16 protein-coding genes are annotated in these 12,437 nt (G+C 63.7%); 1 reads left to right on the forward strand and 15 read right to left on the reverse strand.

The window, feature by feature from the left end:
- Positions 1–197 precede the first annotated feature (197 nt).
- The 12 genes from ACQ4WQ_RS07880 to flgB form a co-directional block, all read right to left on the reverse strand.
- Positions 198–1,241 (reverse strand): hypothetical protein, encoded by a 1,044-nt coding sequence (locus ACQ4WQ_RS07880; RefSeq protein ID WP_326456105.1) that lies wholly within the window; start codon positions 1,239–1,241, stop codon positions 198–200.
- Positions 1,242–1,246: 5 nt separating this feature from the next.
- Positions 1,247–2,158, reverse strand: coding sequence for a flagellar hook-associated protein FlgL (flgL, locus tag ACQ4WQ_RS07885; RefSeq protein WP_326456106.1), 912 nt, complete (start codon positions 2,156–2,158; stop codon positions 1,247–1,249).
- A 10-nt stretch (positions 2,159–2,168) separates the two neighbouring features.
- A complete protein-coding gene (gene flgK / locus ACQ4WQ_RS07890) occupies positions 2,169–3,530 on the reverse strand; it encodes a flagellar hook-associated protein FlgK (RefSeq protein ID WP_436495998.1) in 1,362 nt (453 codons plus the stop codon).
- Between the two features lie 81 nt (positions 3,531–3,611).
- On the reverse strand, positions 3,612–4,007 hold the full coding sequence (locus ACQ4WQ_RS07895; RefSeq protein WP_436496000.1) for a rod-binding protein: 396 nt from the start codon (positions 4,005–4,007) through the stop codon (positions 3,612–3,614).
- The gene (locus ACQ4WQ_RS07900; protein WP_436496002.1) at positions 4,004–5,116 is read right to left on the reverse strand and encodes a flagellar basal body P-ring protein FlgI; all 1,113 of its coding nucleotides are present in this window, start codon (positions 5,114–5,116) and stop codon (positions 4,004–4,006) included. The genes ACQ4WQ_RS07895 and ACQ4WQ_RS07900 overlap by 4 nt, the downstream gene beginning before the upstream one ends.
- Before the next feature lie 9 nt (positions 5,117–5,125).
- Entirely contained in the window at positions 5,126–5,800 is a 675-nt protein-coding gene (gene flgH, locus ACQ4WQ_RS07905; RefSeq protein ID WP_436496004.1) for a flagellar basal body L-ring protein FlgH, read from the reverse strand.
- Entirely contained in the window at positions 5,800–6,588 is a 789-nt protein-coding gene (flgG, locus tag ACQ4WQ_RS07910) for a flagellar basal-body rod protein FlgG (RefSeq protein ID WP_180338421.1), read from the reverse strand. The genes flgH and flgG overlap by 1 nt, the downstream gene beginning before the upstream one ends.
- Before the next feature lie 32 nt (positions 6,589–6,620).
- On the reverse strand, positions 6,621–7,349 hold the full coding sequence (locus tag ACQ4WQ_RS07915; protein ID WP_436496006.1) for a flagellar basal body rod protein FlgF: 729 nt from the start codon (positions 7,347–7,349) through the stop codon (positions 6,621–6,623).
- Positions 7,350–7,375: 26 nt separating this feature from the next.
- Positions 7,376–8,554: a flagellar hook protein FlgE gene (locus tag ACQ4WQ_RS07920; protein ID WP_326456111.1), complete on the reverse strand. Its 1,179-nt coding sequence runs from the start codon at positions 8,552–8,554 to the stop codon at positions 7,376–7,378.
- A 58-nt stretch (positions 8,555–8,612) separates the two neighbouring features.
- On the reverse strand, positions 8,613–9,269 hold the full coding sequence (locus ACQ4WQ_RS07925) for a flagellar hook capping FlgD N-terminal domain-containing protein (RefSeq protein WP_326456112.1): 657 nt from the start codon (positions 9,267–9,269) through the stop codon (positions 8,613–8,615).
- Between the two features lie 3 nt (positions 9,270–9,272).
- The gene (flgC, locus tag ACQ4WQ_RS07930) at positions 9,273–9,689 is read right to left on the reverse strand and encodes a flagellar basal body rod protein FlgC (protein WP_034757795.1); all 417 of its coding nucleotides are present in this window, start codon (positions 9,687–9,689) and stop codon (positions 9,273–9,275) included.
- Between the two features lie 8 nt (positions 9,690–9,697).
- Complete coding sequence (gene flgB / locus ACQ4WQ_RS07935; RefSeq protein ID WP_034758109.1) at positions 9,698–10,060, reverse strand: flagellar basal body rod protein FlgB; 363 nt, start codon at positions 10,058–10,060, stop codon at positions 9,698–9,700.
- A gap of 305 nt (positions 10,061–10,365) precedes the next feature.
- On the opposite strand from flgB, the gene flgA reads away from it, so the two are divergent.
- Positions 10,366–10,962: a flagellar basal body P-ring formation chaperone FlgA gene (gene flgA / locus ACQ4WQ_RS07940; protein WP_436496009.1), complete on the forward strand. Its 597-nt coding sequence runs from the start codon at positions 10,366–10,368 to the stop codon at positions 10,960–10,962.
- A 7-nt stretch (positions 10,963–10,969) separates the two neighbouring features.
- Here the strand turns inward: flgA and ACQ4WQ_RS07945 are convergent, their stop codons facing one another.
- From ACQ4WQ_RS07945 to flgM, 3 genes are read right to left on the reverse strand one after another with little or no spacing between them, the layout of a single operon-like run.
- A complete protein-coding gene (locus tag ACQ4WQ_RS07945; RefSeq protein WP_326456114.1) occupies positions 10,970–11,722 on the reverse strand; it encodes a glycoside hydrolase family 73 protein in 753 nt (250 codons plus the stop codon).
- On the reverse strand, positions 11,709–12,149 hold the full coding sequence (flgN, locus tag ACQ4WQ_RS07950) for a flagellar export chaperone FlgN (protein WP_326456115.1): 441 nt from the start codon (positions 12,147–12,149) through the stop codon (positions 11,709–11,711). The genes ACQ4WQ_RS07945 and flgN overlap by 14 nt, the downstream gene beginning before the upstream one ends.
- A complete protein-coding gene (flgM, locus tag ACQ4WQ_RS07955) occupies positions 12,146–12,436 on the reverse strand; it encodes a flagellar biosynthesis anti-sigma factor FlgM (RefSeq protein WP_034757812.1) in 291 nt (96 codons plus the stop codon). Before flgM ends, flgN begins: the two co-directional genes overlap by 4 nt.
- Between the last annotated feature and the right edge of the window lies 1 nt (position 12,437).

Genomic DNA, 12,437 nt, shown 5'->3' on the forward strand with positions numbered 1-12,437 from the left:
GAAGGTTTTCCATTCAGCTGGCTGCATGAAAGGCTCCCGTTTGTCTGATATGTACAGTCAGACAGCCGGGGCTGGGGAAGATTCCTTGAGTTCCCCTATTTGTCGGGGACAGAGCCTACGGATTTCCACCGTCCTGAGCTAGGGGGCGTGCCCCATTATTGCCGCGTGCGCCAGGGCGGCGCACGCGCGAAGAGCGATTATTCCAGGCCCAGCAGGGCGACGACGCGCTCGCGGCTGATGCCGACCAATGCCGAGCTGATCGCCAGCAGCGATTCATAGCCCGGCTCGCTGGCCTTTTGCGTGAAGTTTTCCGCCAGAGTATCCATGCTGACGCTCACTTGCACCGGTTGCGCGCGGGCGACCCGTCCCGTAGCTTGCGCCAGGGCCAGGCTGACGGAGCTGCGCGCCGCCTGCAGCTGCGCCAGCGCCTGCACCACTTGCTGCAAGGTGGCGCGCAGGGCTTCCACGTCGCCCGTATTCCATTCTTCCGGAGCGATGGCGGCCGGTTCCGCATCCGTGCGCACGCGGCTCATCTGGCCGGTCGGGTAGCGGATGCCGCTGCCGCGCACGGACAGGCTGTCGCGCACGTTGGCCCAGGCCGCTTCCGGCGTGCTGAACACCAGTTCGCCATTCTCGCCCTGCTTGACGCTGATGCCCGATGGCATCAAGGCGCGGTCGAAGCGCGAGACGATTTCGTTCGCGCTCAGGCCAGGTTCGATATTCACCGAGCGCAAGGCCTGGTTCGCGCCGCCGACGGAAAACGCCAGCACTTCCTGCGGGCCTTCCTGCAGGCTGGCCATGGTCAGGCCGCGGATGCTGAATTGCTGCTGTGCCGCCTGCGGGCTGGTATAGCTGAGCTGTGCGTCGAGCGTGCCGCCCGAGGCGCTGGCGCGCTGGCGCCAGGTATTGCTGAACTGGCGTACTCTTGCCTCGACTTGCCCTTCGCGGCCCTGGCGCGCGGCCAGCTTGGCCGCCAGCTCGCTTTTCAGCGCTTGCAGCTGGCTGCTGCTGCGTTCCAGGTAGTCGAGTGTTTGCTGTGCGTTGGAAATCTCCCCCTGCAGCTGGTGATCCCAGTTGCTCAGGCCACGCTGCAAGCTCGCCGTCGACCTCTTTGCCGCCGGCGCACCGCTGCGCGCGCTGGCGCTGCCGTTGATGGCGGCGGACGCGTCATCGACGACGCGGGCTGTGCCGGCGCCTTTGGCATTGACGCCGGAAGAGGAGGAGGTCTGAACGATTTGCATGATGGTCAGAGAAGATCAAACAGGGAAATGGTGCCAACCTTGGCGTACGCCTTGTATGTTGCCTGCAGGGCCGTCTGGTAGCCGGTCAGTTCGATGGCCGCCGCGCCCATGTCGGTCTTTTTCAGGTCCAGCAGGGCCGAATCGTTCGACAGCGAGACATTGGCCAGGTTGCCGGACAAGGTGGACAGAATGTTTTGTGCGCCGCCGAAGATGGCGATCTTGCCGGAGAGCAAATCCATGCCATCATCGGTACCGCCCAGGCCGTCGTTGACGATGGCGCGCACGGCCGGATCGTTGGGGTTCACGCCTGGCGCACCGAGGGTGGCGACGACCTGGTCGATCTTGTTGAGCCACACTTCCAGGTTCTTCACGTCGACGTTGGCCGCCTGCGTCACGCCATTGCCCACCACCACGGTCTGCGTGTCGGTATTGCCGACGTAGCTGTAGCGCGAGCCGACGGTTGCCGCCGGGTCGTATTTGATCGCGGGCTGGTCGGTGGCGGTGCCGGAAAACATGTAGCGGCCTTCCTGGTCTTTCAGGTTGGCCGTGTACAGCACGCTGTCGCGCATGGCCGTCAGCGATTGCGTCATCGCATTCAGGTCGCCCGGCGTGTTGCTGCCGTCGGCGGCCCACACCAGCAGGTCGCGCGCCTGGCCCATGTCGGTGACCATGCTCGACAGGTAGTTTTCGTTTTTCAGCAGGCGCACTTTGACCGTGGCGATATTGTCCTGGTACTGGGTGACCATGGCTTGCTCGCGCGTCAGGCGCGAAATGCGCACGTTGCCGATCGGGTCATCCGACGGCAGCTGGATGCGCAGGCCCGAAGACATCTGCTGGGTCAGGAAATTGATGCGTTCCTGATTTTGCTGAAGCGAAATATTGATCAGCGATTGGTACTGGCTACTGGCGACACGCATGATCTTCTCCTTAACCCATCATTTGCAAAGTGGCGTCAAACAAGGTATTCGCCACGGAAATGACTTTCATGTTTGCTTGATACATATTCTGGAATTCGACCAGGCTCATCGCTTCTTCATCCTTGTTCACGCCGCTGGTCGATTTCCAGTCGTCGATCGCTTGCGAACGCACCGTGTTGGCCGTCTTCAGCAAGGCCTGGTTCTGCTGGCTGTAGATGCCCAGCTTGCCGACCAGCTGCGTGTCCGCGTCGCTCATCAGGACCGAACCCACCCAGCTGACGGTGATCGGTTGATTCTTGATCTCGATCAATTTCTGCAAGTTGCCGCTGTCGCCGGCCTGGCCCGTCAGCGACAGGGCCAGGTCCTTGGCGTTGAAGCCGGGAGTAATGCTCAGCTTGCCATTCGCGTAGGCCAGCAGGGGGCCGCCGGGGGTGCCGTTCATGGTTTTCCCCAGTGCCAGCTGCGCGTTGACCTTGCTGGTCAGCTGGGTGGCCATATCCTGCAGCGACTGCTGCAGCGGTTTCAGGGTATTTTGCTCGAACTCGCCCAGGCCGCCCATCTGGCCGCCGATCACCACCGGATCGAGGGTATAGGTCGACTTGGCGAAATTGAGGCTCAGGGTTTGCTCGCCCGTGTTCGTCATGTTGCTGCTCAGGGTGCCGGCCATGCTGCCGATGACCAGCGGCTGGCCCGACTTCAGCGAGACATTGCGCGAGCCGTCCGGCTGGTCGAGCACTTCGATGCCCATTTGCGAGGCCAGGCCATCGATCAACTGGTCGCGTGCATCCATCAGCGACGACACATTCGTGCCCGAAGCCGTGGACGTGCTGATGCGCTGGTTCAGCGCGGCGATATTCGCCAGCGTCGTGTTCGCTTGCGGCACGATCGCTGCCCGTTGCTGCTGCACCGACAGCAACTGGTTGCTCATGACCGTGCTGATGCTGTTGAAGCGCTGCGCCATGGCGTCGGCGGAGGTGACGATCTGCTGGCGCAGCGGCGTCGACGTCGGGTCGACGGCCGAGGCGTTCAGGGCGGCGAAAAAGCCGTCGATGCCGTTGCTGATGCTGGAAGCATCGTCGCCCATCACGCGCTCGAGCTGGGTCAGGTAAGGCTGGGTCTGCGACCGGGCGCCCTGGTCGGACGCGGCGCGCCACATTTGCTGGCTTTTATAGGCATCGGCAAAACGCAGCAGGGCGGACACTTCCACGCCATTGCCGGCCGAGCGCACACCCACGCCGGCGCCAAGCGAGGACAACAGCACGCCCTGGCGCGTATAGCCCGCCGTTTGCAGGTTGGCGATGTTCTGGCTGGCCGCATTGAGTGCGGCCTGGGCGGCGATGCTGCCTGACAATGCATTGCTGATGATGCTCATTGGGCAAGTTTCTTTCGTGAAGAGAGTGGCGCGTGCGGGTGGGCAGGCATTGAATCGTTGTTACCTTGTACAGGCGACGCTTCAGACGGATTTATTAAGCGGCGCTGCAATATTGTCGGTCTTGACAGCGCCACGGGCCGCCACAGGGGCGCCGGCAGGCGGCAGCAGCTGGCGCAGGATGGCGTCGGCGATGCCGAAGGCGCGCTGGCCGGCCATCTTGTCGGCCACCAGGTTGTCGGCCATTTCCAGCATGTCGCTGTTGACCGGGTCCTTGAAGACGCTGTCTTCGCCCGCCATCTCGCGCGTGCCCGAACGCATCTGGCGCAGCATGTGCGAGATGAAGAAGGCTTCGAACTTGACGGCCGCCTCGGTGGCCTTGGCCGCATAGCGGGGATCGGCCGGCGCGGCTGCCGCAGGGGAGCGGTCGTCGAGCGCCGAGGGCAGGGCGCTGCTGCTGTCGTTGATATTCATCATCATATGACCACCAGTTCGCCTTCGATGGCGCCTGCCTGGTCGAGCGCCTGTAAGATTGCCATGACGTCATCGGGCGACGCACCCAGGCTGTTGACGACGTCGATAATCGACTGCAGCTTGGCGCCGGCCGGCCATTTGAACATATTGCCGTTGCCCTGGTCGACGGACACCTTCGATTGCGGCGTGACGGTGGTCTGGCCGCGGCCGAACGGCGCCGGCTGGCTGACGGCCGAGCTTTCCGAAATGACCACTTTCAGCGAGCCGTGCGTGACGGCGGCCGCCTTGACGCGCAAGCCTTCGGCGATGACCACGGTGCCGGTGCGCGAATTGAACACCACTTTCGGCGTATCGACGCCGACATCGACGGACAGCGCTTCGAGCTTGGCCATGAAGGCCACGCGCTGGGTCGGGTTTTCCGGCGCCAGCACTTCCACGCTGGTGGCGTCGCGCGTGGTGGCGACGGCGCCGAAGCGGCGGTTGACGGCTTCGACGATATTGATGGCCGTCTCGAAATGCGGGTGGCGCAAGTTCAGCGTGACGGTCGGCTTGGTCGAGAAATCGCTGAGAATCTCGCGCTCGATGTTGGCGCCGTTGGGAATGCGGCCCGAGGTGGGCGTATTGACGGTGACGGACGAGCCGCTCTTGCCGGTGGCGTTCAAGCCGCCGACGACGACGTTGCCTTGCGCCAGCGCATACGTTTCATTGTCGGCCGCGCGCAATTGCGTCAGCAGCAAGGTGCCGCCGCGCAAGCTTTTCGCGTCGCCCAGCGACGAGACGGTGACGTCGATGGCCTGGCCGCGGCGGTATCCTGGTGGAAACACGGCGCTGACCATGACGGTGGCGACGTTCTTGCTTTTCGCTTCGGCGCCGTCCGGCATCTTCACGCCGAACTGCTTGAGCATGTTGACCACGGACTGGCTGGAAAACTTCACCTGGGTGGTGTCGCCGCTGCCATTCAGGCCCACGACGAGGCCATAGCCGACCAGCGGGTTGTCGCGCACGCCTTCGATGCTGACCAGGTTGCGCAGCACTTGCGCGGCGCTGGCGGGCAGGGCAAGGCCGGAGAGCGCGGCCAGCATGGCTGCCAGGGGCAGGGCGGAACGAAATTTCATGAGCTCACCTTAAAACGGCATCCATGGGCCGACGAAGAAGCGCGTCAGCCAGCCTGGTGTATTGGCTTCGGCCAGGGTGCCCTGGCCGGAATAGGCGATCTGTGCATTGGCGATGCGCAAGGACGAGACCTGGTTGTTGGAATCGATGTCGGCCGCGCGCAGGTAGCCGCGCAGGCGCACGAATTCCTCGCCCTGGTTCAGGGTCAGCGTTTTTTCGCCCTGCACGCGCAGCAAGCCGTTCGGCAGCACTTCCTGCACGATCACGGTGATGGCGCCGGACAGCGCATTTTGCTGCGTGCTGGTCGAGTCGCCGGCGAAGTTGCGGTCGGCGGACAGGTCGATGCCCGTCTTCGGCAAGGTCTTGCCGAGGATGTTGGCCGCCTTCACGCCGACGGAGGAACCCTTGTTGAACGAGGTGCCGGCCTTCTTGCTCGCCTGCGTGGTTTCCTGCAGGGCCACGGTGACGACGTCGCCCACGCGGAAGGCGCGGCTGTCCGAGATCAGGTCCAGGCCCGCGTCGGGATTGAACACGCCGCCGCCCACGCCGCCGCGCGCAGCGCTGCGCGGCGCCACGGGCAGCGGCGTGTCGGAAAAGCTGGGCGCCGCCGGCGCGGCCGGCTGGCTGGCACAACCGGCCATCGACACCAGCAGCAGGGCCGCCGTGGCTTTCATGGCGACCGTCATCAGCGTGCCGCTTGCGCCAGGTATTGCAGCATATTGTCGGCGGCCGACAGCACCTTGGTATTCATTTCATAGGTGCGCTGGGCAGCGATCATGTCGACCATCTCTTCGACCACCTGAACGTTCGAGCCTTCCAGCGCGAACTGCTTCAGCTTGCCCAGGGCGCCTTCGCCGGGACGGCCTTCCGTCGGCGTGCCGCTCGATGCCGTTTCCTGGAACAGGTTTTCACCGAGTGCCAGCAAGCCCGTCGGGTTGATGAAGCTGGTCAGGTTCAGCTGGCCCAGCTGGGTGCCGTTGACGTTGCCCGGCACGGTGGCCGTGACCATGCCGTTTTCGCCGATGGTGATCGCCGTGGCATTGTTCGGCACGGTGATCTGCGGCACCAGCGGCAAGCCCTGGGCGTTGACCATCACGCCGTTTTCATTGATGCCCAGCTGGCCGGCGCGCGTGTAGGCCGCCTCGCCGTTCGGGCGCAGCACCTGCAAAAAGCCGTTGCCGGTGATGGCGACGTCGAATTCGCGGCTCGTCGTTTGCAGGCTGCCGGTGGTAAACACCTTTTGCGTGCCCACCATGTGCGTGCCGTTACCCAGCTGCACGCCCGATGGCGAGAGGGTATTGTCGGCGCGCTGCGTGCCCGGCTGCTGCTCGACCTGGTAGAACAGGTCTTCGAAGACGACGCGGTCGCGCTTGAAACCGACCGTGTTGACGTTGGCCAGGTTGTTCGCGATGGCTTGCAGCTTGGCGTCTTGCGCCTGCACGCCGGTCTTGCTGATCCACATTGCTGGATTCATGATTTACTCCTGGTAATTGATTGGCGTTGGGCTTAAGCGCCCAGCAGGCGGTTGCCCGATTCCGTCATGGAATCGCTGGCCTTGAATACTTTCATCTGTATCTCGAAACTGCGGTTCAGGCTCATGGTGGCGACCATTTCCTCGACGGCCGAAACGTTGCTGCCTTCCAGATGGCGGTCGCGCAGGCGCACCGCCGGGTCGGCCTGCAAGTCTTCGCCGCTGCGCGCCACGATCAGGCCCGCCTCGTTCTTCGTCAGTTCGCCCGCTTCCGCATTGACCAGCTTGAGCTTGTCGACGGTCTGCATCTGTGCCGTACCTGGCACCTGGATGGAAATCGTGCCATCGGCGCCGATCGACAGGCTGGTGTGCTCGGGAATCGTGATGGGACCGCCTTCACCCAGCACGGGCCGGCCATTGATGGTCAGCGCGCCCGTTTCATCGAGATCCATGGCGCCGGCGCGCGTGTAGGCTTCGCCGTTTTGCCATTGCACCGCGAGAAAACCGGGGCCCGTGACGGCCACGTCGAGTTCGCGTCCCGTTTCCTTGATGGCGCCCGTGCGCGTGCCGACGGCGCTCGACTGCGTCTGCGTCATGTGGCGGTCGTCGTAGCCATAGCCGTTTTGCAGCGGCTGGGCAGTGGACACTTCCAGGTTGGCGCGAAAGCCGCCCGTCTCGATATTGGCCAGGTTGTTGGCGTGTACCTGCTGTGCCCGCAGGGCGCGGTCGGCCCCGCTCATGGCGGTATAAATCAGCGCATCCATTGCTCTTTACCTTTGCGTATCGTGGATTACAGCGCTTGCATCAGCGATTGCAGCATGGCGTTCTCGGTCGAGATGACCTTCGAGTTTGCCTGGTAGTTACGCTGCGACGTCATCAGGCCCACCAGTTCGGAGGTGATGTCGACGTTCGACTGTTCCAGCGAGCTCGTCACCAGTTTGCCGACCATGCCGACGCCCGGGCGATCATACATGGGGGTGCCGGAAGTGGTCGAGGCGACCCAGCTGGTATCGTTGACGGCAGTCAGCGCGCCTTCGTCGGGGAAGGTGGCCAGGGCGATCACGCCGATGCTCTGTTTTTGGCCGTTCGTGTATTTCGCCACCACGGAGCCGTCGACGGCCAGTTCCACGCCCATGTAGGTACCCGAGGCATAGCCGTCGGCACGGTCGGTCGAGGTCGTCGCTTCGCCGGCGAACTGGGTGGTGCCCGTGTAATCGATGGCGACCGTCATCGGCGCCGCGCCTGGCGGCGTCGGCAGTACTGGCGAGGCGGACGTGCCCGTTACCAGCTTGCCCGACGTGTCGAACGTCATGCTCGTCACCGGCGTCACGTCGGCGTTGTCGAAGGTGTAGTGCACGTCCACGCCCGTCGCCGTCTTGACGAAGTACTGGCCCAGCGAGTGCTTGGCGCCCAGCGAATCGTAGACGATCGAGGACTTGCCGCTGTTATAGCTCAGTTCATTGGTCTTGTCGAAGGCCGGGGTCTTGATGGTCCATTCGGACGACAGGTTGGCGGCATACGCCAGCTTGGTCGTCGCCACGGCGGGAATCTGGCCCGTCGGAATGAGCATGTCGCCCATGGTGCCCAGGGTGGTGCTGCCTTTGATCGCGGCGTAGCCTTGCACCATCTTGCCGTTCGAATCGACCAGGTAGCCGCTGTTGCTGGCCGAGAAAATGCCGACGCGGCTGTAGCTCAGGGTGTTTTGCGCATCGCGCGAGACGAAATAGCCGCGGCCGTCGATGGCCGCGTCGAGCGCGCGGCCCGTGTTCAGCACGCCGCCATTGAGCGACATGCTTTGCGTCAGCGAGCCGATTTCCGTGCCCGTCGCGCGCGAACCGGCGTACATGGCCGAAAAGTTGGCGCGGCTGCTCTTGAAGCCGTAGGTGCTGGCATTGGCGATATTGTTACTGGTGCTGTTCAACTGCTGGTTGATGGACTGGATACCGGACAGGGCGATGTCGAAACTCATGTTGACTTCCTTTAGTGAAGGACGAGATTAGTGTTCAGGAAACGAGGGCGTGGGCGGATCAGGCCGTCTTGCCGTTAAAACCGGTGATCGCGCCAGGGTTGACTTCGCCCAGGTTCGACACGCTCAGAATCATGCTGCCGCCGGACGACAGGCGCACGCTGTTGAGCTTGCCTGCGATATCGACCGTCGGCTTTTCGCTGCCGCTGGTGGTGACGGCCATGGTATAGGTGCCAGCAGGCAAGCCCAGCGCGACGGGGTCGATGGTGAACGGCACCGTGCCGGCTCCCTTGGCGCCCAGTTCGATCTTGTATTCCTTGTCGTCGATGCCTTTCAGGGTCACCGTGGTCTTGGTGGTGCCGGCGGCCAGCGCGATGCTGCCGCTGACCTTGCTCTTGTCGAGCTGTACCGTGTCGGTGTTGACCATGACTTCGGAACCCACTTGCGCGCCCAGGGCCAGCACTTGCATCGATTGCAGCACGCTGGCATTGGCGCTGGTCAGCGTCGACAGGTTTTGCATCGCTTCCGTCTGCGCCTGCTGCGTCAATTGATTGACGAACTGGCTCGGGTCGGTCGGCGCGAGGGGATCCTGGTTCTTGATCTGCGCGACCAGCAATTTGGTGAACATGTCCTGGGTGGCATTGCCTTGCGACTTGACGGCATTGCTGCCGTTGTTGCTGGCGCCACTATTGTTGTTTGTAAAGAGATTGGTTTCCATGGATTATGCTTCACCTAATTTGAGGAGCGATTGCTGCATCGACTTGATGCGGCCCAGAACTTCGACATTCGTTTCAAACGCGCGCGAGGCCGACATCATGTCGGTCATCTCCGCAACCTGGTTGACGTTGGGGTAGAACACCATGCCATCGGCATTGGCCATCGGGTGGCCCGGTTCATACACCTTGCGCAGCGGCTCGTCGCTTTGCACCACGTCGAGTACTTGCACACGTCCGCCGGCGCCGCTGGCGCCCGGGCCATCCATCACGGCCGCAAACACGGGTTTGCGCGCGCGGTAGGTTTCGCCTTCGGAACCTGCAACGGAATCGGCATTGGCCAGGTTGCTGGCGATGGTATTGAGGCGCACGGTTTGCGCCGCCATCGCCGAACCGGCGATCTTGGAAATATCCTGGAAGCTCATGCTGATCCTTATTGTCCGGAAATGGCCTTGGACAGACCCTTCAGTTTCATGTTGACGAAAGTGAGGCTGGTCTGGAAGTCGGTGGCATTCTGCGAGAACGCCGCCTGCTCGACGCCGATTTCGACGGTATTGCCGTCGCGGCTGGGGTGGTAGGGAACGCGGTACAGGGCGCTGGCGTCGTCATCGGTCGACAGCAGGCCCGCTTCGTTGTCCTGCAACTGCTGCAGGGCGCTGCCGAAATCCATGTCCATGGCCTGGAAGCCGGGCGTGTTTTCATTGGCGATATTGGCCGCCAGCACGCGTGTACGGTCGGCGCGCAGCGCGAGCGCATCGGCGTGCACGCCCAGCGCATCCTTGAAATTAATCCCCATGGTCATCCTTTGTATTGAATTCGATCGTGCTTTTTGCGGTTCGGGCCAGAAAATAGGTGGTGCAGAGGTAAAATCCCAGCCTGGTCATGTTGACGCATGGTAAGGTCATGCCGCTTCAGTATCTTTGATTAAGGTTAGCAATGATTCATTTTGAGAACTATTCCGTGATGTGGAACAAGGCGCCATGTCGTTACATACTGCTTCCCGGCCTCTTTTTACTGACCAGCCTATATAGTAGTGCAGGTCGCGCAGAATTGCCAGCCGACAATATATTTTCACGTGTGGAACAGTTGGCGCGGGAGCAATTGGCACAGCAGGCGGCCACGGCAGGATTGCTGGAACCCCAGTTTCAGGTGGCCGTCGTGAAAAGCACGCGCCCCGTGCCGGCGTGCGCGGCGCCGGTCACGCTGGAAACGGCGGACAGCCGCTCGGCGCAGCGCATGCGCTTTGTCGCGGTGTGTCCTGGAAGCAACGGATGGCGTTACGAGATGCTGGCGCGCGGCAGCATCACGGCGCAAGTGGCCGTCACCAGCGCCCCCGTCACGGCGAATACGCCGCTGCAGGCGGGCGACGTGACGATGGCGCGGCGCGACGTGACGATGGTGCCGGACAGTATTTCTTCCTTGCCCGGCGCCGTTGGCCTGTCGAGCCGGCGCAGCTTGCGCGCCGGCGAAGTGCTGCGGCAAGGGCAACTGGCCTCGCCCGTGCTGGTCAAGCGGGGCAGTGCGGTCAATATCGTGGCGCGCAAGGAGCAGGTGGAAGTGAGCATGGCCGGCGAAGCGATGGACCCGGGCGCGCTGGGCGAGGTGATCCGCGTGCGCAACGCCACCAGCGGCACGGTGATACGTGCCAGAGTGGTCGATGCGGGCGTGGTGGAACCGGCTGAACTTCCCGGCCGTTGAGGGGGACTTACTCGGCGGCGGCCGTGCGCTGCAGCCGCGTCGCCAGCTGCGTCAGCTTGGCGGCGTAGTTGGGATCGGTGGCATAGCCGCCGCGCGCCAGGCCTTGCGCGAACGCGCCCGCGTCGGCGCCCGTATTCAGGGCGGCGCGGTAGCGTGGGTTGTCGAGCAGCACTTGCGCATAATCGCGGAAGGCGCTGGCCTGGTCCGGGTAGCTGCGGAAGCGCTCCGTTTTCTTCAGGGCCGTGCCGCTGCCCGCTTCGTATTCGGTGGTGACATTGCTGGCCACGTCGCCCTGCCATTTGCCGCCGGCCTTGATGCCGAACAAGTTATTCGTATCCGCCCCCGTGCCCTGGCGCAGCGGACGCTGGCCCCAGCCCGATTCCAGCGCCGCGTGGGCGGCGACGATTTCTGGCGCCACGCCCAGGCGCGCACCCGTTTCCTGCGTCCACGGCTTGATCGAGGCGAGGAATTGCTGCTGCGTTTCGCCGATTTCGCCGCCCTGGCTGATGGCGCCCAGTACATTCACGGGCTGGCTCTGTTCCAGGTAGGCGCGTCCTTGCGGGCTCAGGCTGGTGGCGTTGCCGCCGCCCTGTTCGATGAAGCGGGCCACTTCGCCCTGCACTTGCCGGAACACGCTGCCAAAGCTGTCGCCGGAGGCCGTGGATTCGGTGGCGCGCATATTGCTTTGCACGGCATGGGTCGCCGCCGTCGATGGCGTCGCCGCCGTGGCGCGGGTGGTCAGGAAATCAGCCTGGCGCATACGTATCTTCCTCGCCATGCAGCACGCGCTGCATGATGCTGTACTGCTCTGTTAATAAATCGCTGTTGCGGGCATTCAGGCGCTTGCATTCGAGCACCATCTGCTCCAGCGCGGCCCAGTCGCGCTGGGCGGTGGTGCGCGCGTCTTGTTGCAGCAGCGCAAACAATTGCGCCATATCGCCTTGCGGGCCCAGCAGGGCAGTGACCAGGCTGACCCGTTGCCGGCGGCGCGCATCGAGCGGTTCGACGGCGGCGATGACCTGGTCGGCCAGCGCCGTCAGCCGCGCGCTCTGGTGGTGCAGGGTGGCCTGGAATTGCTCTTCCAATAAGGTTTGCAGGGCGGCATAGCCGGCGCGGTCATCCGTCATGCCTTGCAGCACGCGGCGCACGGCTTCCTGGCGCGTGATGCCCTTGCGCGGCGCGGTCACGACTCGCCGCCGTGGAAACGCTGGATCAAGCCTGCCAGCTTCGATGGATCGAACGGCAATTCGCCCTTGGCCAGCGCATCGCGCAGCATGGCCACGCGCTCGTGGTCGATCTCGGGCATGGCGCGCAGGGCGGCCATGGCCGGTTGCAGCACGGCCGATTGCAGTTCCGCCCCGGCCGACGAGCCGCCCATGGCGCCAGCGGCGCCCGCGTTCTCGGCGATCGCCTCGGCCGGCGCGACGGCGCTGCTGCGCACGGCGGCGCCGGTATTGCCGGAGGAGATTTTCATA

This window comes from Janthinobacterium goodfellowi (assembly GCF_051380695.1).
Classification (GTDB): domain Bacteria; phylum Pseudomonadota; class Gammaproteobacteria; order Burkholderiales; family Burkholderiaceae_D; genus Janthinobacterium.